The 19,639-nt window shown below is 64.8% G+C and carries 18 protein-coding genes; 3 read left to right on the top strand and 15 right to left on the bottom strand.

From position 1 onward, the window contains the following. The first annotated feature begins 45 nt into the window (after positions 1 to 45). On the top strand, positions 46 to 429 hold the full coding sequence (locus tag AC3RCG_RS10030) for a KGG domain-containing protein (RefSeq protein WP_070224979.1): 384 nt from the start codon (positions 46 to 48) through the stop codon (positions 427 to 429). A gap of 180 nt (positions 430 to 609) precedes the next feature. After that, positions 610 to 1,122 carry a YgjP-like metallopeptidase domain-containing protein gene (locus tag AC3RCG_RS10025; RefSeq protein ID WP_070304061.1) on the top strand — a complete coding sequence of 171 codons (513 nt, stop codon included), beginning with the start codon at positions 610 to 612 and terminating at the stop codon, positions 1,120 to 1,122. Positions 1,123 to 1,283: 161 nt separating this feature from the next. On the opposite strand, the gene AC3RCG_RS10020 is transcribed toward AC3RCG_RS10025, so the two are convergent. From AC3RCG_RS10020 to AC3RCG_RS09965, 12 genes are all read right to left on the bottom strand, one after another. Continuing rightward, entirely contained in the window at positions 1,284 to 1,877 is a 594-nt protein-coding gene (locus AC3RCG_RS10020) for a PEP-CTERM sorting domain-containing protein (RefSeq protein WP_070224977.1), read from the bottom strand. Between the two features lie 348 nt (positions 1,878 to 2,225). Then, positions 2,226 to 2,771 carry an LOG family protein gene (locus AC3RCG_RS10015; protein WP_046682536.1) on the bottom strand — a complete coding sequence of 182 codons (546 nt, stop codon included), beginning with the start codon at positions 2,769 to 2,771 and terminating at the stop codon, positions 2,226 to 2,228. An 11-nt stretch (positions 2,772 to 2,782) separates the two neighbouring features. Beyond that, a complete protein-coding gene (locus tag AC3RCG_RS10010) occupies positions 2,783 to 3,556 on the bottom strand; it encodes a tetratricopeptide repeat protein (RefSeq protein ID WP_070224976.1) in 774 nt (257 codons plus the stop codon). 41 nt (positions 3,557 to 3,597) lie between these two features. Next, complete coding sequence (locus tag AC3RCG_RS10005; RefSeq protein WP_034758777.1) at positions 3,598 to 4,269, bottom strand: TetR/AcrR family transcriptional regulator; 672 nt, start codon at positions 4,267 to 4,269, stop codon at positions 3,598 to 3,600. A 138-nt stretch (positions 4,270 to 4,407) separates the two neighbouring features. Next, positions 4,408 to 5,064, bottom strand: coding sequence for a phasin family protein (locus AC3RCG_RS10000; RefSeq protein ID WP_492404441.1), 657 nt, complete (start codon positions 5,062 to 5,064; stop codon positions 4,408 to 4,410). A gap of 152 nt (positions 5,065 to 5,216) precedes the next feature. Further along, the gene (locus tag AC3RCG_RS09995; RefSeq protein ID WP_492404439.1) at positions 5,217 to 8,855 is read right to left on the bottom strand and encodes an EAL domain-containing protein; all 3,639 of its coding nucleotides are present in this window, start codon (positions 8,853 to 8,855) and stop codon (positions 5,217 to 5,219) included. A gap of 302 nt (positions 8,856 to 9,157) precedes the next feature. Beyond that, positions 9,158 to 10,114: an esterase/lipase family protein gene (locus AC3RCG_RS09990; RefSeq protein ID WP_492404437.1), complete on the bottom strand. Its 957-nt coding sequence runs from the start codon at positions 10,112 to 10,114 to the stop codon at positions 9,158 to 9,160. After that, a complete protein-coding gene (locus AC3RCG_RS09985) occupies positions 10,111 to 11,745 on the bottom strand; it encodes a GMC family oxidoreductase (protein WP_492404435.1) in 1,635 nt (544 codons plus the stop codon). Before AC3RCG_RS09985 ends, AC3RCG_RS09990 begins: the two co-directional genes overlap by 4 nt. Positions 11,746 to 11,752: 7 nt before the next feature. Beyond that, complete coding sequence (locus tag AC3RCG_RS09980; protein WP_121668935.1) at positions 11,753 to 12,280, bottom strand: hypothetical protein; 528 nt, start codon at positions 12,278 to 12,280, stop codon at positions 11,753 to 11,755. A gap of 72 nt (positions 12,281 to 12,352) precedes the next feature. Further along, positions 12,353 to 13,546 (bottom strand): MFS transporter, encoded by a 1,194-nt coding sequence (locus tag AC3RCG_RS09975; protein WP_121668934.1) that lies wholly within the window; start codon positions 13,544 to 13,546, stop codon positions 12,353 to 12,355. A gap of 90 nt (positions 13,547 to 13,636) precedes the next feature. Continuing rightward, on the bottom strand, positions 13,637 to 14,539 hold the full coding sequence (locus AC3RCG_RS09970) for a LysR substrate-binding domain-containing protein (RefSeq protein WP_492404432.1): 903 nt from the start codon (positions 14,537 to 14,539) through the stop codon (positions 13,637 to 13,639). Beyond that, positions 14,536 to 15,300: an RNA methyltransferase gene (locus AC3RCG_RS09965; protein WP_492404430.1), complete on the bottom strand. Its 765-nt coding sequence runs from the start codon at positions 15,298 to 15,300 to the stop codon at positions 14,536 to 14,538. Before AC3RCG_RS09965 ends, AC3RCG_RS09970 begins: the two co-directional genes overlap by 4 nt. A 195-nt stretch (positions 15,301 to 15,495) precedes the next feature. Between AC3RCG_RS09965 and AC3RCG_RS09960 the strand changes: the two genes are divergently transcribed. After that, positions 15,496 to 16,275, top strand: coding sequence for an inositol monophosphatase family protein (locus AC3RCG_RS09960; RefSeq protein ID WP_492404456.1), 780 nt, complete (start codon positions 15,496 to 15,498; stop codon positions 16,273 to 16,275). Positions 16,276 to 16,348: 73 nt separating this feature from the next. Here AC3RCG_RS09960 and AC3RCG_RS09955 read toward each other — a convergent pair whose 3' ends face one another. Genes AC3RCG_RS09955 through AC3RCG_RS09945 form a run of 3 tightly spaced genes read right to left on the bottom strand, consistent with a single transcriptional unit; the run spans position 16,349 to position 19,630 of the window. Continuing rightward, entirely contained in the window at positions 16,349 to 17,290 is a 942-nt protein-coding gene (locus AC3RCG_RS09955; RefSeq protein WP_492404428.1) for a type II secretion system F family protein, read from the bottom strand. Between the two features lie 18 nt (positions 17,291 to 17,308). Continuing rightward, positions 17,309 to 18,277, bottom strand: a complete 969-nt coding sequence (locus AC3RCG_RS09950; protein ID WP_492404426.1) for a type II secretion system F family protein — start codon at positions 18,275 to 18,277, stop codon at positions 17,309 to 17,311. Positions 18,278 to 18,283: 6 nt separating this feature from the next. Further along, the gene (locus AC3RCG_RS09945) at positions 18,284 to 19,630 is read right to left on the bottom strand and encodes a TadA family conjugal transfer-associated ATPase (RefSeq protein ID WP_070313014.1); all 1,347 of its coding nucleotides are present in this window, start codon (positions 19,628 to 19,630) and stop codon (positions 18,284 to 18,286) included. Between the last annotated feature and the right edge of the window lie 9 nt (positions 19,631 to 19,639).

Raw genomic sequence — 19,639 nt, 5'->3', positions numbered from 1 at the left:
CCTGCACAGACCACTTGACCCCCACTCGACAGCAAGGAGAGCGACATGGCTAGCAATCAAGGTAATGAACAGGGCAAAGGCACTGGCAGCAGCCAGAAAGCCAGCGAATCGGGCAGCGCCAAAGGCACGAGCAAGCGCGGTTTCGCCGCCATGAATGAGGAACAGCAACGCGAAATTGCCAGCAAGGGCGGCCAGGCAGCCCATCAAAAAGGCACGGCGCATGAATTCGACTCGGAAGAAGCACGCCGTGCCGGGCAGAAAGGCGGTGAAGCCGTCAGCCGCAACCGCGAACACATGGCGGAAATCGGCAGGAAAGGCGGCGAAAGCCGGCAATCGGCTCAGCGCGCCAATGAAAACCGCAGCAGCACGGCGGGGCGCAGCGGCGGCACGGGCCGTCAGGGCGGCAAGGACGAAGACGACAAGGGCTGACCGGGCTGCGGGACTTGCCGGGACGAGCGAGCGGCTTAGCCCGGCAACGCACGGCTTGGCGCGCGAAGGCACGGGGCGGCCCTGGCAGCTCCGTGCAAGGGGTGGCGCAGCGCGGGGCGCGGCGGTATGGTACATTCTCGCCTTACCGACACCTCCGCGCCACGTCCCGCCCTTCCCCGCATGCAGCCATCCCTGAAATACCTGAGCGCCTATTCCGAACAAACGCAAGCGCAAGTGCAGCAACTGATCGCGCAAGACAAGCTGGGCGAAGTGTTGTTAAAACGCTACCCGAACGCGCACGATGTGCGCAACGACAAATCGCTGTACCAATATGTGCAGGACTTGAAGAATGAATTCCTGCGCAATGCCGAGCCCATCAACAAAGTGGCGTTCGACAGCAAGATCCATGTGATCCAGCATGCGCTGGGCTTGCATACCTCGATCTCGCGCGTGCAGGGCGGCAAGCTCAAGGCCAAACATGAAATCCGCGTGGCGACCATGTTCAAGGAAGTGCCGCTGGAATTCCTGCGCATGATCGCCGTGCACGAACTGGCGCACGTCAAGGAAAAGCAGCACGACAAGGCCTTCTACAAGCTGTGCACATATATGGAACCGCAGTACCACCAGTACGAATTCGACGTGCGCCTGTACCTGACCCAGCTCGACCTGTCAGGCCAGCGCCTGTGGTCATGAACTGCTGCGCATGACGGTCTGCGCATGAAGTCCACGTGAAAATGCCGCCCGGCATACACTGGGCGGCATTGTTCGAGTGCGCTGGCTAGTCAGCATGGCCGCCCGGTAAAACGGGCGGCTTTTTTACAGGCGCGCCGGCATGGCCGGCACCATGCTCAGGCTCAGGCGGCGTTCTTGCGGCGAAGCATGAAGCCCAGCAAGCCCAAACCGCCCAGCAGCATGCCGTAGGTGGCCGGTTCCGGCACGGCGCTCACGCTGGCGGCGATATTGTCGACCTGGAAGGTATGCAAGGCGCCTTCCTTCCACGTTGCCGACAACAGATTGCTGAAACCCGTAAACGTGTAGTCGGCGAAGGTGTGGCCGCCGCCGAGGGTGAAGGTCTGGCTCACCGTGCCGCCGCCCACCTGGTGGCCGACGAAGGTCACGTCAAAGGAACCGGGCAAGCTCACGAAGTCGGCCAGGCTGATCGAGCTCAGCGAGAAAGCGCCGCCATCGGCACGGCTCAGGGTCGTCGTCGACAGGAGCGTCGCACCGAGACCGGCCGAACCGGCGTAGGCGAGGCTATTCTGGTGTGCCGAGCTCAGCAGCCCGAAACTGCTGTCGAAGTTGTAGCCGCCTTCGGAGTAGGACTTGAACACGGAACCGAAGTAGCCGGGTTGTTCCAGCGGATCGAAGCCGATGATGGTGGTTTGTGCGTGGGCGCCGCCAGCGCTGGCCAGAATGGCGGCGACAGCGGTCGCTCGCAAGAGGGTCATAGGTTTCAAAATAGCATCCTTTCGAGATGATGAAGTAGCGTGGTTGTGGCAACTTGAAATGGACCGGCACCTTTTTTTGGGAGTCTGTACAACGCTCGTCGGTGTCCGATATTCCTAACTTTGAACCATGCCAGTAGACCACAGCCATGCTTAAAAATCATCTTCATTTTCAAAAAAACATGCTATCACTGCAATTTTTTTGCCATATTTTTATTAATTAACTCATCAGGCCCGATCAATTTTCCCATGCGGAAATAAAAAAGCCATGCAGTGCGTACTGCATGGCCCTTGCAAGCGGCAGGGAAAATAGTTGCCTGGCGGCATACGCACCGCCAGGCGAAAACGGCATTACGGCGCGCACTCCTTCAGGCGCTGCACCAGCGCTGCAGGATCGGCGTCGGCATTGAGGAACGCCGCGTGCTGCGGACGGATGAAACCCTGCTCCTTGCCGTTTTGCACGAAAGCAATCAAGCCATCATAGAAACGGTCGACATTGAGCAGGCCGATGGGCTTGGCATGCAAGCCCAGCTGGGCCCACGTGAGCATCTCGAACAGTTCTTCCAGGGTGCCATAACCGCCGGGCATGGCGATGAAGGCATCGGACAGGCTGGCCATCATCGCCTTGCGCTCATGCATGTCCTTCACGATGAACTGGCGCGTCAAGCCCATGTGGCCCACTTCGCGTTCCACCAGCTGGGTGGGAATCACGCCCGTTACCTCGCCGCCCAGGCGCAGCACTTCATCGGCGATCACGCCCATCAGGCCCACTTTTCCGCCGCCATACACGAGCGAAATATTTTCCGCCACCAGCACGCGCGCCAGTTCGCGCGCCGCCACGGCATAGTCCGGCGAGACGCCCGCGTTGGCGCCACAGTACACACATAAAGCCTTGATCACAGTCGTCCCTACCCTTTCAATTCATCGATCGCCGCCTCGACTTCGAGGCGTTCCTTGGCGTCCAGTGCCACGCACTCGGCCGCCTTTTCATACAAGGCCAGCGCTTCCGCCAGCTTTTTCTTTCCATCGAGCATATTCAATGCGCGCGCATATTCGCTGTGCGCGAGCGCCGAATACGGCGTCAGGGCCAGCGCCGTCTTGAAGTGCTGGTAGCCGTCTTCCTTGTTGGCGCCATAGGTCAGCCCCCCTATCATGACGCCGACCTTGTCGATAATTTCCGTATGATAAATCCCAAACGCGATATGCGCTTCCGCATGCATGGGCGCGATCGTCATCGTGCGGTCCAGGCTGTTGCGCACGCGCGCCCCCATGCCCTGCGCCAGCGCCTTGACGACGGAAGTGCCGAGCGCGTAGCGGCCCAGACTGTAGGCATGCCAGTAGTAGCCGGCCGGATTGTCCGGCTGCTCGCTCTGCTGGCGCTCGCAGCGCTCGGCCACTTCCTCGTACATGTCGAGTTTCTGGCTGTCGTTGCCTTCCAGGTGCGTGGCGTAGATGCAAGTGGCCTTGTGCGCCACCGCATAACCGGGCACGCCGACGGCCAGGCCCAGCTTCACGGCGCGCTCGAAGTCGCCCGCATGGAAGGCCAGCCAGGCTTGCACCAGCGCAGGATGCGTGGGAAACGGTTCCACGTCGCCCGCATGCAGGCGCGACCAGGCCGCTTCCAGGGTTTGCGGGGTGTAGACATATGCTGCGTCCGGATAGGGAAATTGTTTCCAAGCCATATATCTCTCCTGTAATTGACGACGTGGCGCCAACAGCCGCATCAGTCGTTCTTGAGTTTGGTCACATACTCTTCCGACAGTTTGCGAAACAGCAAATGCGTTTCATTGCGCAAATAGGGCCCGATCAGGGACAGCACCTGGTAGCAGCCGCGCGCCAGCGCATCGGACATCGATTGCTGCTCGCTGTACTTGCGCGGATTGCGCACGTATTCGTACGACAGCCAGTAGGTAGCGACGACCACCATATTCGTCGCCATGGCGGCCACTTCCATGTCCGACGCCTCGAGCGACTGTTCGCTGCGCAAATCTTCGCACAGCTGCGTGGCCACCTTGATCTTGTGCGCCAGGATCAGTTTGAAGTGCAATTCCAGCTTGCGGTTGCGCGACAACAAATCGTTGAGGTCGCGATAGAAAAAGCGGTAGCGCCAGATCAGTTCGAACATCAGGTGCAGGTACAGCCAGACATCCTCGATATTCGAGCGGCGCCCGTCGGGCACGGTCAGGATGCGTTCGATTTCCGCCTCGAACTGGACGAAGATCGAGTTGACGATGTCGTCCTTGTTACGGAAGTGGTAATACAGGTTTCCCGGCGAAATATTCATCTCTTCCGCAATCACGGTCGTCGTGATATTCGGCTCACCAAACTCATTGAACAGGCGCAGCGACAACTCCAGGATGCGTTCGCGGGTACGGCGTGGTGCTTTTTGTAGCATGGCGGGCAATCTCTCTGTGTTCTGCCTCAAGCATACCACCTAAGATAGCCGTAATGAAACACCGCGCCCCACGGCGGCGGCGAATAAGGCAGGCAAAAAAAAGCCTGCGCGAGCAGGCTGGAGGAATGCTGCGCCAGCTCAGGCCGGCGGCGCTTTTTTCTTCGCGGCCGGCCTGGCGGCTGGCTTGCTGGCGGCTGGCTTGGTCACGGGCTTGGTCACGGGCTTGGTCACGGACTTGGCGGCGGTGCGCGGCACCGCCTTGGCGGTCGTCTTGACCGGTGCCTTGCCCGGGGCCTTGGCGACGGCCGCCTTCGGTGCCGCTTGCGGTACGGCTTTCGGTGCCGTTTTCGGCGCCGTCTTCGCGGCAGGCTTGGCAACGGCCTTCGGCTTGGCCGCCGGCGCGGCCTTGCCCGACAGCGCCGCCACCTGCACGCTCAAGGCATCGATCTTGGCGTGCAGCGCGGCAATGTCGTTTTGCATGGGCACGCCGATGGTGGCCAGGGCCCGCGCCACGCGCTCTTCAAACACCTGTTCCAGCTTGTCCCAGGAACCGCTGGCCTGCTTGCCCACGCCATCGGCCAGCTTGCTGACGCTGCCGCTGACATCGGCCACCTTGTCTTCGGCCCGCTTCTGGAACTCCGTGCCTTCCTTGACCAGCTTGGAAAACACGCGTCCGCCCTCTTCCTGCGCCTTGGCGAAGGCGCCCAGGCCCGCTTGCCAGATCTGCTGCGCGGACGAGCGCACGGCGCTCGCCAATTCCTTGTCTTCGGTCAACTCCTTCAATTTCTTCACCATCGCCAGCTCCCGTCATGTGAAAGGCCATGCCACTTCATGGATATTTTTATTCTAGTGAGCAAAACTAGAGACGGGAGTCTAATTCGATAGCGAACTGCGCCCCAAGGTGCGCCAGCGCACGCGGCGGCCGGTCGCTTGCGCGCGGCCAGCGCCTAAGCCGCCGCTTTCACGGGGCCATGCAGCAGCTTGTGCAGGCGGAAGCCTTCGCGGATATTCTCGCGCAGCACGGCGCCTTTCCACGGCTTGGTGTAGAAGCGGTCGACGGCGCCGCGGTTGATGGCCGCCATGATGGGGGTCAGGTCGGCAAAGGCCGACAGCATGATGCGGAAGGTGTCGGGGCACAGGTGCTTGACCCGCTCCATGAATTCGGTGCCGCTCATGAGCGGCATGCACTGGTCGCACAGGATCACCTGTACCTTGTGGCGCGCCAGGATGTCGAAGCCCTCAGCGGCCGTCTGCGCCGTCAGGATGCGGTAACCGTCCTGCGCCAGGAAGTCGCTGAGCACGTCGAGCATGAAGACATCGTCGTCGACGATCAGCAAGGTTTGCTGCTCTTCGCTGCCATCATCCTGCGGCGCCTGCAGCAGCTTGCCACCCATCAGCATCTGCTCGAATTCTTCCTGCGGCACGGGGCGGCTGAAATAATAGCCCTGCATCTCGTCGCAGCCGTGGCGCCGCAAATAAGCCAGCTGCGCATCGTTTTCCACGCCTTCGGCAATCACCTCCAGTTTCATGCTGTGCGCCATGCTGATGATGGCCAGCACGATGGCCGCGTCGTCCGGATTGCTCGTCACTTCGCGCACGAAGGCGATGTCGATCTTCAGCTTGTCGATGGGGAAGCGCTTCAGGTAGGCCAGGCTGGAATAGCCGGTGCCGAAATCGTCGATGGAAATCTGGATGCCCAGCGCCTTCAGGTTGCGCAGCACGGAGATGGTCTCCTCGGCGTTCGACATCAGCGAGCTTTCCGTCAGCTCCAGTTCCAGCAGGTCGGGCGCGATATCGTACTTGCGGATGGCCTTGAGCACCTCCTCTTCCAGGCCCCCGACGAAGAACTGGATGCCCGACACGTTCACCGACAGGTGCACGGGGCCGATGCTGCTGGCGCCCCACTCGCTGATCTTCTTGCAGGCCTCGTCGAGCACCCAGTTACCGACGCGTACGATGAGGCCCGTTTCTTCCAGCAGGGGGATGAACAGGGCCGGCGAGACCATGCCGTGGCCCGGACGGCGCCAGCGGATCAGCGCTTCGGCGCCGCTGATGCGCCCCGAGATGATATTCACCTTGGGCTGGAAGAACAGCACGAATTCCTCGTTGTCGATGGCGCGCCGCAAGGCATTTTCCATGTCCAGCCGCGCCATCGATTGCGCATTCATTTCCGCCGTGAAGAAGCGGAAGGCGTCGCGCCCCGCTTCCTTGGCGCGGTACATGGCCGTGTCGGCGTATTGAATCAGTGTGTCCGCATCGACCGCATCCTCGGGGAACACGGAAATGCCGATGCTGACCGTCACCGTCACCTCGTGGCCCTGCAAGTCGAAGGGCTTGCGCATCGCCTCGCGGATCTTGTCGACCACGCCCACGGCATGCTGTGCGCCTTCAGGCAGCACCAGGATGGTGGCAAATTCATCGCCGCCAAAGCGGCCGATGGTGTCGCGCACGCGCAGGCAATCGACGAGGCGGCTGGAAAACTGCCGCAGCAGGTCGTCGCCGATGGTGTGGCCCAGAGTATCGTTGATATTCTTGAAGCGGTCGACATCCATGAACAGCACGGCCACGGCCCACTGGTGTTCGGCCGCCTGGGACAGCGAATGGGTCAGCGAAGCGAAAAACTGGCTGCGGTTCGGCAAGCCCGTCAAAGTATCGAAATGGGCCAGCTTCATCAGACGCTGCTCGGCATCCTTGCGCTCGGTGATGTCGCGCGCCACGGCCACCAGAATCCAGCTCTGCCCCGAGCGCAGGGTGCGCCGCTGCACTTCCACCGACAGCGGCGAGCCGTCCTTGCGCTGCAGCTGCAATTCCGTCATGGGGCCGCCCTGGTCGCCGGCCAGCAGCTTGTTGTACAGTTCTTCGAGCTGGGATTCGCCCTCGTGCGCGCGGCCCGGCCCCACGCGCAGGAAATCCTCGCGCTCGAAACCGAGCATGCGGCAAGCCGTCTGGTTGACGTCGACGAAGCACATGCCGGCGCGGTCGACGAGGAAAATCGCGTCGGCCGTGGCATCCATCGCCAGCCGGAAGCGGCGCAAGTCTTCATCGAGGCGGATGCGCGCCGCCATGTCCAGTGTCAGCTGCTCGTGATGGCGCTTGATCTCGTCGTACAGCAGCAGGTTGTCGTAGGCAACGGCGATCTGCGCCGCCACCGTCGCGGCGACGCGCTCGTCGACTTCGGAAAACTCGTTCGCCCCCAGCTTGTCGACCAGGTACAGCCAGCCGTGGCTGCGTTCGCGCGAAGCGATGGCCACGCCCAGGAAGGAATGCACGGGCGGGTGCGTGTCGGGCAGGCCCAGCGCGCCGGGATCGCCCTTCAAGCCATTGACCCGGTAGGGCTGGCGCTGTTCCAGCAAGCGGTTCAAAATGCCCGTGCGCGGCGCGCTGGCGATGCGCTCGAGGTTTTTCTCGGCGCCGCACGAGGAAAAATAGCTGAGCTTTTCGGCACCCTCTTCCAGTACGCCGATGCAGGCGTACTTGGAGACGCAGATATTCTGCGCCACCTTGCAGCCCGCCTCGATCAGGGCGCGCGGATCGCGTTCGGCGCCCAGTTCGATGCCGAGTTCGATCAGGGCCGTCAGGCGCAGGCTCACCGCCTGCAGGCTCGACAGCGAGCGCGACAGGCGCTCCGTCATGACGCCCAGGTCTTCGGGAAGCGCGGCCTGGCCCTCGCGCTGGCTGGCCAGCTGCGAAATCTGCTGGCTGCTCGATTCGAGTTCGTCGAGGTAGCCGCTGACCTGATGCTCGATGCCGGCCAGCTTGCCCGTGACGGGAAGCGCCGCCCCGCCGCCCGCGCCCGGCCCCGCCGCCGCCTGGGCCGCCGCCGGCATCAGCCCCAGCGCCTCGTTGACGGTGCGCACGATAACCTCGGGATCGGACGGCTTGGGCAGCACCCAGCGCACGCCGCATGCCTGCGCCAGCAGGATCGCTTCCTGCTCGCGGTAGGTGGCCGTATAAAAGATGATGGGCACGTCGGTCAGCGCGGGATCGGCGTGCACGCGCGTGACGAATTCGTAGCCGTCCATGTTCGGCATGAGGATGTCGGAGATGATCAGGTCCGGCCGCTCGGTGCGCAGGATTTCCAGCGCGTCGGCGCCATTGGCCGCCTCCAGCAGGCGGTGGCCGCCGTAGCCCAGCAGCGCGGTGAGGAATTCGCGGTTCAGCACATGATCATCGACGATCAGGATGGTGGCTATGTCGTTTTTAACTGGCGTCGACGGCGCCCCGGGTAAAAAAGACTCCAGCTCCGCCACGAACAGGTCGGGTTCGATGGGCTTGCCGATGTAGCCGTTGAAGCCCGCTTCGAGCAGGCGTTCGCGGTCGCCCACCATGGCCAGCGCCGTCACGGCCAAGGCAGGAATCTTGCGCAGCAGCGGGTCTTTCTTCAGCTCCGCCACGACGCCATAGCCATCGAGCTTGGGCAAATGCACATCGCAAATGATCAGATCGGGCAATTCGCTGCGCGCCATGCGCACGCCCTCTTCACCGTCATAGGCGGCCAGCGGCGTGTACCCGAAGGCACGCAGCAAATACACCATCAATTCCATATTGGTGGCGTTATCTTCGATAATCAGTATACGTGCGGACAATTAGCGCCCCCAATAAAAACTGCATGGACTCATTTTCTGCCTGCGTTCAACTTTCCGCTTGCGCGGCCACCATAACAATCCTACAACATCTTGCCATATATCCAGAGAAATAGGTGGCCGTCGTCAGGCTGCGGAACGGGGCAAGCGGCCTCAAGAACAAATTTCCACCGCCTGTCTTCCGATGCTAGCTTAATACAGTACGCCAGTGGAAAACAGCATTATCTGCCCCTTGCGTTGTTAAACAGGGGCAACAGCAGAGTCAAAACAGACAGTCTTGCCATGCAGACAAAACACAACAGGACTCAGGCGAAATGGGGGGCCGAAGGGGGCTGGGCGACTTCGTTCTTGATAGTGATTTCTGCCAGCAGCTGGCGCAGCACGCGCGCGTCGCTGGCCAGCGCCACGTGGCCGATGCCGCCAAAGGCGAGATTGCGCGCGCCCGGCAACTGCGCGGACGCTTGCGGCGCGACGATATTGTCGTGATGCGAATACATCGACGTGATCAGCGCGCGCGTCTCCGGCGTCTCGCTGGCGGCCAGCTGCGCCAGCCAGCCGCTGGGCGCATCGTCGATGCGGCTCATCTGCCGCGCATTCGTCCCCGCCGCCAGGTTGGCCAGCGCCGTGCCGTGGTGCGGCGTGCCGATGGTGAGGATGCGCGCCACGCGGGCCGCGCCGTAACGGCGCAGCCAGGCGCGCGCCACCAGGCCGCCCATGCTGTGGGCGACGATGATGACGCGGTCGCTGCCCGTGCGCGCGCACAACGCCTCGATCGCTTGCTCGACCTGCGGCACGAAGTCTTCGATGTCGGCGCCTATCGGTTCCAGGTCGACGCCGTCGTGCGCAATGCCGGCGCGCGCCAGCTGCCGGCTCAGCTGCGTCCAGTAGCCGCGGTTGCACACATAGCCGTGCACCAGCAGCACCGGCAGCCCCTGGCCAGCGATGTTGTCGGCCGCATGCAGGCGCGGACGCAGCATGTCCCACGACGAGGACCGCAGGGTAGCGCGCAGCTCGCCGAAAAACAGGCGCGCGGCACCCCCGATACCCAACTGATATTGCTCTGGTACGGGGCTGCCCAGGCGCCGGCTCTGCCAGAAATTGCGCGCCACGATCAGCGCGCGCACGGCCAGCAGCATGGCGCCCGCCAGCAGCAGGGCCATGGCGGGCGAGGCGACGCCCCACGCGTGCATGGCCAGGTACGCAAAGCCCAGCACGGCCAGCACCTGCAGCAGCATCAGCCACTTGAGGATGCGCGCGATCATGCAGCGCCTGCAAGGGGAACTGGCGCCGGCTTGCCCGTTAATTGCTGCGCCAGGCCGCTGGCCAGGCGCGCGGCCAGCGCATAGATCGTCAGTTGCGGATTGGCGCCTATCGACGTGGGAAACAGCGAGCCGTCGTGCACGGACAGGTTGCGCACGCCGTGGTAGCGGCCGTCGGCGCCCGTCACGCCCAGGCGCGCATCGTCCGACATGGCGCAGCCGCCCATCACGTGGGCCGATACCACGCGCGTCAGCAGCGCCTGCATCGGCAAGTCGCCGATGGCCCGCTTCGCCTGCGTCCAGCTCGTGTAGTGGCTGGCCATCTCGTGCACGGGATACACGCTCCTGGCGCCGGCGGCGAACTGGATTTCCGCCATCGACAGCAGCGCGCGCCGCACGCCATCCCAGATGAACGGCGTGAGCGGATAGTCGAGCACGGGCGCGCCGAAGCTGTCGATGGAGACGCTGCCGCCGACCGCCTCATGGTGAAAGCCGTCGCGCAGCAGCGCCAGCAAGGCGTGTGCATGGGGGAAGTCGCGCATGGTGCGCGCATGCTCGTCGCCGAAGCCGCCCATGGTGGTGGCCATCAGCAGCGGGTGCAAAGGCGGCGCTTCGAGCTTGTAGCCGATGGGGCCGTCGATGGGCGCCGTGTGCAGGAAATGGTCGGAATAAATCGTCTGCGGCGCCCCCGCATAGGCGTCGACGCGCTGCGTGAACAAGCCCGCCGACACCACGGTCGGATGCAAGAAGGTGCGCCGGCCCAGCAGGCCGTGCGGGTCGGGCGCCTGCGAGCGCAGCAGCAGGGCCGGCGAATTGATGGCGCCGCCGGCCAGCACAAAATGTTTCGCGCGCAAGGTGAGGCGCACGCCCGTGGGCGCCTGCCCGGCCGCGTCCAGCCCGCTGACTTGCAGGCTGTCGATACGCTCGCCCTGGAAGCTGAAGCGCTCGGCGCGCGCATGCACGAGCAACCCCGCGCCCAGCGCCAGCGCCGACGGAATCGTCGTCACCAGCATCGATTGCTTGGCGTTGGTCGGGCAGCCCATGCCGCAGTAGCCGAGGTTCCAGCAGCCGTTCACGTTGCGCCGGATGGCGGCCGTGGGGATGCCCAGCGCCATGGCGCCACGGCGCAATAAGTCGTTGTTTTCATTGGGCGGCGCGGCCCAGTCGCTCACGTGCAGGCGCTTCTCCATCATGGCAAACCACGGCGCCATGGCATCCACCGAGTAGGCACTCAAGCCGAAATGCCGGCGCCAGTATTCGAGGGTGCCGGGCGGCGTTCGAAAACTCGAAGTCCAGTTGACGGTGGTCGAGCCGCCCACCGTGCGCCCCTGCAGGATATTGATGGCCTTGTCGCGCGTTTTGCGCGCGGCCGATTCCTGGTACAGCGCGGGATAGGCCTGCGCTTCGCGCATCTTGAAGTCCTTCGAGGACTTTAAGCCGCCCTCTTCGACGATCAAGACTTTCAAGCCGGCCAGCGCGAGGATTTCCGCCGTCACGCCGCCGCCGGCGCCGCTGCCGATGACGACGACGTCCGCCTCGAAGGTACGGTCGGTGCCCAGGGTGCTGGCGTCGGTGACGTTCCAGCCTGCAGCAATGCCGGCGGCGATGGGATCAGGAATGGGGGATGTGCTCATGGATGCCTTATGCGCTCAGTTCGGGCAGCGGCCCCGGATAGCCGATGGCGGCCCAGTGGGCGGCATCGGCGTACCAGGCGCCGAGGATCAGGTCATGCAGGGCCAGATAGGCCGTCTGCAGGGTGGCCAGGCGGTGCGTGCGCCACGCCTGCAGAAAGGCGGCCACCTGGGCCGGATCGGCTGCGTGCCAGCCATCTTTTACGCCGGCGACGAAGCGCCGCGCGGGCGCCAGCGCCAGCAAGCCAAACAAATCCTGCACTTCCTGCTGCGCCGCCAAGGGCAAGCCATGGATGGCCGTGTCCACGCCGGCGATGGCGCCATCGAGCGCCGCGGCCCGCGCGGGGGCTTCCCGCGGCAGCGCGCTGCCCAGCATGGCCGGCACGATGGCCGCCAGCGCAGCGCGCGCTTCGCCATCGAGCACGAAACGGCCAGGAGGCGCCGGCCCGCGCACCAGGCGGTAGGCGCCGCCGCCGGCGGCCAGCGCACAGGCGCCCAACACGCCCAGTTTCAAGAACGATCTGCGTCGCATTCCCATGTCTCCCCTTGTTTTGTACCGCCTTTTGCAGGCCAGTGTACGCCAAAGGAAGTGCGCTTCCGCGCGCAAAAACTAGAGCGAGCCGTCTAGTTTGCGCGACTGTAACCACAGCGGCAGCATGGCCAGCAGCGCCGCCAGCGCGCCGCCGACGGCGATGCCTGGCAAGCCGAAGGCGACGATCAGCACACCGCCCAGCGCCCCGCCAGCAGCCGTGCCCGCATTGAAGGCGGCGATATTCAGGCCCGCCGCCACCGCATCGCTGCCCGGGCAATGCTGCTGCGCCAGGCGCAGCAGCCGCATGGTCGACAGGGTGACGAGGGCAAAGAACAGCAAGCCCAGGGTGCCGCACAGGGCCAGCATGGCCAGGGGATGCGTGCGCAGCGCATAAAACCCCAGCAGGTTGAGCGCCAGTGCGGCCAGGGCCAGCACGGTGAAGCGCAGGGCGTGGGGGCGGTCCGCGCACCAGCCGCCCAGCAGGTTGCCGCCGATGGCGCACGCGCCAAAGCACAGCATGGCGGCGCTGAGCCAGCCAGCGTCGAGCCCGCCCAGCTGCAGCAGGAACGGCGAGACATACGTGAAAAAGCTGAAGGTGGCCATGCTGACCAGCGCCGCCACGCCGGCCGCCAGCAGCAGGGGCGGCTGCAGGATGGCGCGCAGGCTGGCCAGGGCCGGCGTGGCAGCAAGCGGCTGGCGCACGTCGGGCATGGCGCAGCGCAAGCCGGCGCCGCCGCACAGGGCCAGCACGCCGATGGTGAAAAAGACCCAGCGCCACGACGAGACGGTGCCCAGCCACGTCCCCAGCGGCACGCCGCCCGCCAGCGCCAGGGTCAGGCCCAGCCAGACGATGGACAGCGCCCGTCCCGCACGGGACGGGTCGACCAGGCTGGTGGCCGCATGCGAGGCGACGGCCATGAACACGCCATGCGCGAGGCCGACGGCAAAGCGCACACCGAGCAGCGCACCCAGCGCCGGCGCGGCCGCCATGGCCATGCTGCCGGCCGCCAGCACGAGCATGGTGGCCACCAGCACCTGGCGCACGGGCCGGCGCGCCAGCAGGGCCGTCAGGACGGGCGCGCCGATGGCCGCTCCCAGCGCATACGCGGCAATGGCGCCGCCGGCCGCCGCCACGCTCGCGTGCAAGTCGCGCGCCATGGGGGTCAACAGGCCGGCGGCGATGAATTCAGACAAGCCGAAGGCGAAGCTGCACAAGGACAGCCAATAAATGGAGGAAGGTAGCGCGCGGCGGCGCGGCGTAACGTTGGACATGGCATTCCTGACAATCAAAAACGCCATGCTGGCCCCTGCACCACCATCTGTAAAATATCTTATTTATCTTGAAACGAGACGCTCAAAGTCTTATTGAGCAGCGAACAGCCGCAGCTGCGCCAGCAGCCGCTCGCGCACGGCGGACGTGCGCTGCGGGTCCCACGCCATGTACAGGTCGAGCTGGCGCAGCGGCGCGGGCGCGCTGCTTGCCAGCGGCAGCATGACGACGCCGGCAGGCTTGGACGCCGCCAGGCTGGCTGGCAGCAGGGCCACGCCGAAGCCGGCCGCCACCAGTCCCAGCACCGTTTGCAATCGGCGCGCCTGCTGCACCACGCGCGGCACGAAACCCGCATGCAGGCACAGGCTGGCCAGCTGGTCGTGGAAACCCTGGCCCAGCTCGCGCGGCGAGGCGACGAAATCGTCCCTGGCCAGGTCCGCCAGGTCCACGCGCGCCTGGCCCGCGCAACAGTGATGCAACGGCAGCGCGATCACGATATCTTCGCCGGACAGGCGCTCGAAGCGCAGGCCGGGCGTGCTGCGGCCGGGCGCGCGCAGCACGGCGATATCGACCTCGCCCCGTTCCAGCCACTCGACCTGCTGCTGCGTCGACGCTTCGCGCAAGGTGAATTGCACGGCGGGCGAAGCGGCGCGGAAGGCGCGCAAGGCGTCCAGCACGTGGGCGTACGGCGTAATGTGGATGAAACTGAGGCGCAAGTAGCCTTCGATGCCCTGCGCCACGCGGCGCGTGGCGGCCACGCCCTCTTCCAGGCTGGCCAGCACCTGGCGCGCTGTGGCCAGGAAAGCATCCCCTGCCGGCGTCAGGCTGACCTTGCGGTTGGTGCGCTCGAATACGGGGTAGCCCAGCGCCTCTTCCAGCCGCAGGATCGCCTGCGACAACGGCGGCTGCGCCATGTGCAGCCGTTCGGCCGCGCGCCGGAAATTGAGTTCCTCGGCGACGGCGATGAACTGGCGCAGCAGCCGCGTCTCGATCATGGGCCTTTTTTGGCGACCGCCAGGATATGCCGCGCGATGCCGCGCAGGATATTGACTTCTTCCGTTTCCAGCCCCGTGCGCGAAAACAGGCGTTTTAAGCGCGGCATCAGCTTTTTCGGGTTGTCCGCGTCGAGGAAGTCGATGGCGACCAGCGCCTGCTCCAGGTGCGCATACATGCCGTCGACCTGCGCCAGGGTGGCCGCGTCGCCATGGAAGCCGACGGGGCTGGCCGCTTGGGCATCGCCGAGCGCCGCCACGCGGCATTCATAGGCGACGACCTGCGCCGCCTGCGACAGGTTCAGCGAGGAATACTCGGGATTGGCGGGAATGTTGATCAGCACATTGCACTGCTCGACGATCTCGTTGGGCAAGCCAAAGCGCTCGTTGCCGAAGATGACGGCCGCGTGCAGGTCTTCGCTGGCCGCCAGCTGGGCCGCGATGGCGCGCGGGGCCGTGACGGGCGGCGAGAATTCGCGCAGTCGGGCCGACACGGCCGCCGCGTAATTGCAGCCTTCGAGCGCCTCGGCAATCGAGCCGACGATGCGCGCGCCGGACAGAATATCCTGCGCGCCGCTGGCGAAGGCCACCGCTTCCGCATCCGTCAAGGCATCGGGAAAGCGGGGATTGACCAGCACCAGATCGGAAAAACCCATCGTTTTCATGGCGCGCGCGACGGCGCCAATGTTGCCAGAGCGACTAGTTTCGACAAGAATAAATCGCAGGCGTGTGAAAAGAGACGTGTTGATTTCGGGCAGATTCATTTAAAATAGCGCTATTGCGCGGTATCGATACAGGAAATTTCGGGAAACGGAGTCACAAAACGCTGACGCCAGGCCGGGATTTTAACCACTTCGGCACCGCTCCGCTCTTTAATTCATTCTTGCACTCTATCGTACCGGCGCCGCAAGGCGGCCATGGGCGGTCGCGTGCTTTTAACGGAAGCTCACATGCACCCAATGCTCAACACGGCGATCAAAGCCGCCCGCCGCGGCGCCGCCGTCATCAATCGCGCCTCTTTTGACCTCGACCGCGTCGTCGTCACGGAAAAACAACATAACGATTTCGTCACCGACGTCGACCAGGCGGCCGAACAAGCCATCATCGAGGTGCTGTCCAAGGCCTACCCGGACCACGCGTTCCTGGCTGAGGAATCGGGAGCTTCCGCCAACTCGCACGACGAGAATGAATATCAGTGGATCATCGACCCGATCGATGGCACCACCAACTTTATCCACGGCTTCCCGCAATACTGCATCTCGATCGCCCTCGCGCATCGTGGCGTCATCACGCAAGCCGTCATCTACGATCCGGTCCGCAACGACCTGTTCACGGCCACCAAGGGCGCCGGCGCCTACCTGAACGAAAAACGCATCCGCGTCACCAAGCTGGACCGCATTTCGAACGCCATGCTGGGCACCGGCCACGGCGCCGGCCCGCGCGCGCTCGACGAATACCTGAAGATGTACCAGATCATGGCCGAACGCAGCCAGGGCGTGCGCAGTGCCGGCTCGGCCGCGCTGGACCTGGCCAACGTCGCTTGCGGCCGCCTGGACGGCTTCTACGAAAAAGGCTTGAAGCCTTGGGATATCGCCGCCGGCGCCCTGATGATCACGGAATCGGGCGGCATCGTCGGTGAATTTTCCGGCGAATCGGACTACCTGTACAAGGGCGACGTCATCGCCGCCAGCCCGAAGATCTTCGGCCAGATGATCCCCCTGCTGGCACCATTCGCCTGATCGCCAGACGCGCCCTGATGTAAAAAAGCTGCCGGAGGAAACTCCGGCAGCTTTTTTTGGCCCCGGCCAGCCCTCAGCCGCCCCGCATGGCCGGCAGCAGCACGCGGTAAATCTGCAGGAACGCCGGTCCCATCAGCACCACCATCAGCGACGGGAAGATAAAAAAGATCAGCGGGAACAGCAGCTTGAGGGCGATCCTGGCCGCCGTTTCCTCGGCGCGCTGGCGCCGCTTGGTGCGCAGCTGATCGGACTGCACGCGCAGCGACGCGGCGATGCTCGTGCCGAAGCGTTCGGCCTGGATCAGCAAGGTCACCAGCGCATCGACATCCTCCACCCCGGTGCGCAGGGCCAGGTTGCGCAAGGCCTTGTCCTTGGCGCTGCCGGCGCGCAGTTCCAGCGTCACCAGTTGCAGCTCTTCGGCCAGGACCGCACTTTTCAAGCCGATTTCCTGCGCCACGCGCGCCAGCGCCGCATCCATGGCCAGCCCCGCTTCGACGCACACCGTCATCAGGTCCAGCGCATCGGGAAAGGTTTCGAACACTTCGCGCTGGCGCTGTTGCAGACAATGCGACAGCCAGACATTGGGCAGGTAATAGCCGAGGGCGGCGGCCGCGACCAGCCACAACAGCATATTGTGCCCGCCGTGGCGCAGCAGGAAATACGCCAGCAGCGGCAAGCCCACGAACAAGGCCGTCTTGGCCGCGTAAAACAGCGCGGGCGCGGCCTGGCTGCGCCAGCCGGCATGGACGAAGCGGCTGCGGATGGGCGAACTTTCCCAGCCCTCGTCCGGCAGCGACAGCCTGGCCAGCGGGCGCGTCAGGCTGACGGCATGCGCCAGCCAGCGCCGCCTGGCATGGCGCCCGCTATCGCCGGCCGCGCCGGCATCGCCCAGCGCCTGCAGCCGCTCCTGCACGGCGCTGCCGGCGAATATGCGCAGCACCAGCAAGGCCAGCGCGAAAACGATCAGGAACAGCAGGCCCAGCAAAGCCAGCTGCGCCGCGCTCATGCCGCTCATCGTGGTTTTTCTTTCATGTCACACCCGGATATGGATAATTTTTCTGATGCAGAGCACGCCAACCATCAGCAAGCCCAGCGCCACGCCGACCATCTTGCGCCCGCCCCCATCCGTGTACAGCACGGCGATAAACTGCGGATTCATCACTTGCATCATCAGCGCCGCGCCGAACGGCAGCAGGCCCAGGACCCAGGCCGACATGCGCCCTTCGGCCGACAGCACGCGCACCTGTCCCAGCAATTTCAGGCGGTCGCGGATGATGGCGCTGATGCTGCTCAGCAATTCAGTCAGGTTGCCGCCCGTTTCGCGCTGGATCAGCACGGCGATGACGAAATAGCGCAAGTCCGTGCTGGGCACGCGCGCGGCCAGGTTGCCCAGCGCATCGGCCATCGCGACGCCGAAACTGACTTCGTCGAACACCGCGCGAAATTCCTCGGCCAGCGGCCCCGTCATCTCCTCGCCCACCATTTTCAGCGCGGTGGGAAACGCATGGCCGGCACGCATGGCGCGGCCCATCAGGTCGAGCGCATCCGGCAGCTGCTGCTCGATGCGCACCAGCCGCCGGCTCCTGGCGCGGCGCACCAGCAGATACGGCAGCATGGCGCCGCCCGCGCCCAGGCCCAGGCGCACATACCAGGGCAGCGGCAGCGCGCCGGCCAGCAGCAGGCCGGCCAGCGCGCCGAGTGCGCAATAGCCGAGGAAACCGGCCACGAGCCAGCGCATGCCCGCCTGCAGCAATAGCTGCTCGATGCGCCCCGCGCCGGGCAAGCCTTCCAGCACGCCTTGCAGAAACGGATGGACGCTCAGCGGGCGCTGCTTGGTGATCGACAGCGCCTGTTCGCCATCGCTGGCCGTATACATGGCTTGCAGGCGCCGCGCCACGCGCGCCGCGCCCGGCCCCCGCGCCGCCTGCCACGCCAGCCAGGCGCCAGCCACCAGCAGCAGGACGGCCAGGAAAATAAACAGATAGACAAGGTAGGAAAGCATGGCGGGTCAGCGCCCCGCCGCGGTGGGTTCGAACAGCGAGGCCGGCACGCCGATGCCGAAGCTGTTCAGGCGTTCGAGAAAGCGCGGGCGGATGCCGCTGGCCGAGAAATGCCCGACCACCGCGCCGCCCTCGGCCACGCCCGTCTGCCGGAAACTGAAGATTTCCTGCATCGTGATGACCTCCCCTTCCATGCCCGTGATTTCCTGGATCGACGTCACCTTGCGCTTGCCGTCGATCAGGCGCGACACCTGCACCACCACCGACACGGCCGAGCTGATCTGCTGCCGGATGGCCTTGCTGGGCAGGTTGGCCGCCGCCATGCTGATCATGTTTTCCAGCCGCGTGATGGCGTCGCGCGGCGTGTTGGCGTGGATGGTCGCCATCGAGCCTTCATGGCCCGTGTTCATGGCGCCCAGCATGTCGAGCGCCTCGGCGCCGCGCACCTCGCCCAGGATGATGCGGTCGGGACGCATGCGCAGCGCATTGCGCACCAGGGCGCGCTGGCTCACTTCGCCCTTGCCTTCGATATTCGGCGGACGCGTTTCCAGCCGTACCACGTGCGGCTGCTGCAACTGCAGTTCGGCCGCGTCTTCCACCGTGACGATGCGCTCGGTCTGGCCGATAAAGCCGGAAATCACGTTCAGCATGGTGGTCTTGCCGCTGCCCGTACCGCCGGAAATGAGGATATTCATCTTCGCCTTGCCCAGGCCCTGCAGCACCTCGGCCATTTCCGCCGTCATGCTGCGGTAGGCGACCAGGTCGGCCAGGCGCAGCGGATCGACGGAAAAACGCCGGATCGACATCACGGGGCCGTCGATGGCCAGCGGCGGGATGATGGCGTTGACGCGCGAACCGTCGGGCAGGCGCGCATCGACCATGGGGCTCGATTCGTCGATGCGCCGGCCCACGCGCGAGACGATCTTGTCGATGATTTTCATCAGATGGGCGTCATCGTCGAAGCACACGTCGGTCAGCTCGAGGCGGCCGCCGCGCTCCACATAGACCTGCTGGTGGCCGTTGACGAGGATGTCCGACACACTGGTGTCCGACAGCAGGGTTTCCAGCGGGCCGAAGCCCAGCATCTCGTGCTGGATGTCGCGCGTCAGGCTCCTGCGCTCGGCCTCGTTGATGACCACCGCCTCTTCATCCAGCAAGCGCTCGACCAGGCCGCGCAATTCTTCGCGGATGCGCTCCTGCGACAGGCGCTGCATGCTTTCCAGGTCGACCCGTTCGAGCAGCAGCCCATGGATGCGCAGCTTGAGGTCGCGGTAGCCGCGGTTGTCGATGGCCGCCATGCGTTGCGGCGCGAGCGCGGCGATCTTGGCGCTGCCGAGCCGTTCGCGGATGGACAAGGCGGCGAT

The organism is Janthinobacterium sp. GW823-FHT01H08 (assembly GCF_058797855.1).
The sequence above is the reverse complement of the archived record's forward strand: the minus strand, read 5'-3'. Positions and strand labels throughout refer to the sequence as shown.

Bases quoted from the DNA above. Each gene is read 5' to 3' on its own strand.
- AC3RCG_RS09975 (WP_121668934.1), bottom strand. From the start codon at position 13,546: ATGTCCAACGTTACGCCGCGCCGCCGCGCGCTACCTTCCTCCATTTAT.
- AC3RCG_RS10005 (WP_034758777.1), bottom strand. From the start codon at position 4,269: ATGCTACAAAAAGCACCACGCCGTACCCGCGAACGCATCCTGGAGTTG.
- AC3RCG_RS10020 (WP_070224977.1), bottom strand. From the start codon at position 1,877: ATGACCCTCTTGCGAGCGACCGCTGTCGCCGCCATTCTGGCCAGCGCT.
- AC3RCG_RS10000 (WP_492404441.1), bottom strand. From the start codon at position 5,064: ATGGTGAAGAAATTGAAGGAGTTGACCGAAGACAAGGAATTGGCGAGC.
- AC3RCG_RS09960 (WP_492404456.1), top strand. From the start codon at position 15,496: ATGCTCAACACGGCGATCAAAGCCGCCCGCCGCGGCGCCGCCGTCATC.
- AC3RCG_RS09970 (WP_492404432.1), bottom strand. From the start codon at position 14,539: ATGATCGAGACGCGGCTGCTGCGCCAGTTCATCGCCGTCGCCGAGGAA.
- AC3RCG_RS09990 (WP_492404437.1), bottom strand. From the start codon at position 10,114: ATGATCGCGCGCATCCTCAAGTGGCTGATGCTGCTGCAGGTGCTGGCC.
- AC3RCG_RS09980 (WP_121668935.1), bottom strand. From the start codon at position 12,280: ATGGGAATGCGACGCAGATCGTTCTTGAAACTGGGCGTGTTGGGCGCC.
- AC3RCG_RS09965 (WP_492404430.1), bottom strand. From the start codon at position 15,300: ATGAATCTGCCCGAAATCAACACGTCTCTTTTCACACGCCTGCGATTT.
- AC3RCG_RS10010 (WP_070224976.1), bottom strand. From the start codon at position 3,556: ATGGCTTGGAAACAATTTCCCTATCCGGACGCAGCATATGTCTACACC.
- AC3RCG_RS10025 (WP_070304061.1), top strand. From the start codon at position 610: ATGCAGCCATCCCTGAAATACCTGAGCGCCTATTCCGAACAAACGCAA.
- AC3RCG_RS09985 (WP_492404435.1), bottom strand. From the start codon at position 11,745: ATGAGCACATCCCCCATTCCTGATCCCATCGCCGCCGGCATTGCTGCA.
- AC3RCG_RS09950 (WP_492404426.1), bottom strand. From the start codon at position 18,277: ATGCTTTCCTACCTTGTCTATCTGTTTATTTTCCTGGCCGTCCTGCTG.
- AC3RCG_RS09955 (WP_492404428.1), bottom strand. From the start codon at position 17,290: ATGAGCGGCATGAGCGCGGCGCAGCTGGCTTTGCTGGGCCTGCTGTTC.
- AC3RCG_RS10030 (WP_070224979.1), top strand. From the start codon at position 46: ATGGCTAGCAATCAAGGTAATGAACAGGGCAAAGGCACTGGCAGCAGC.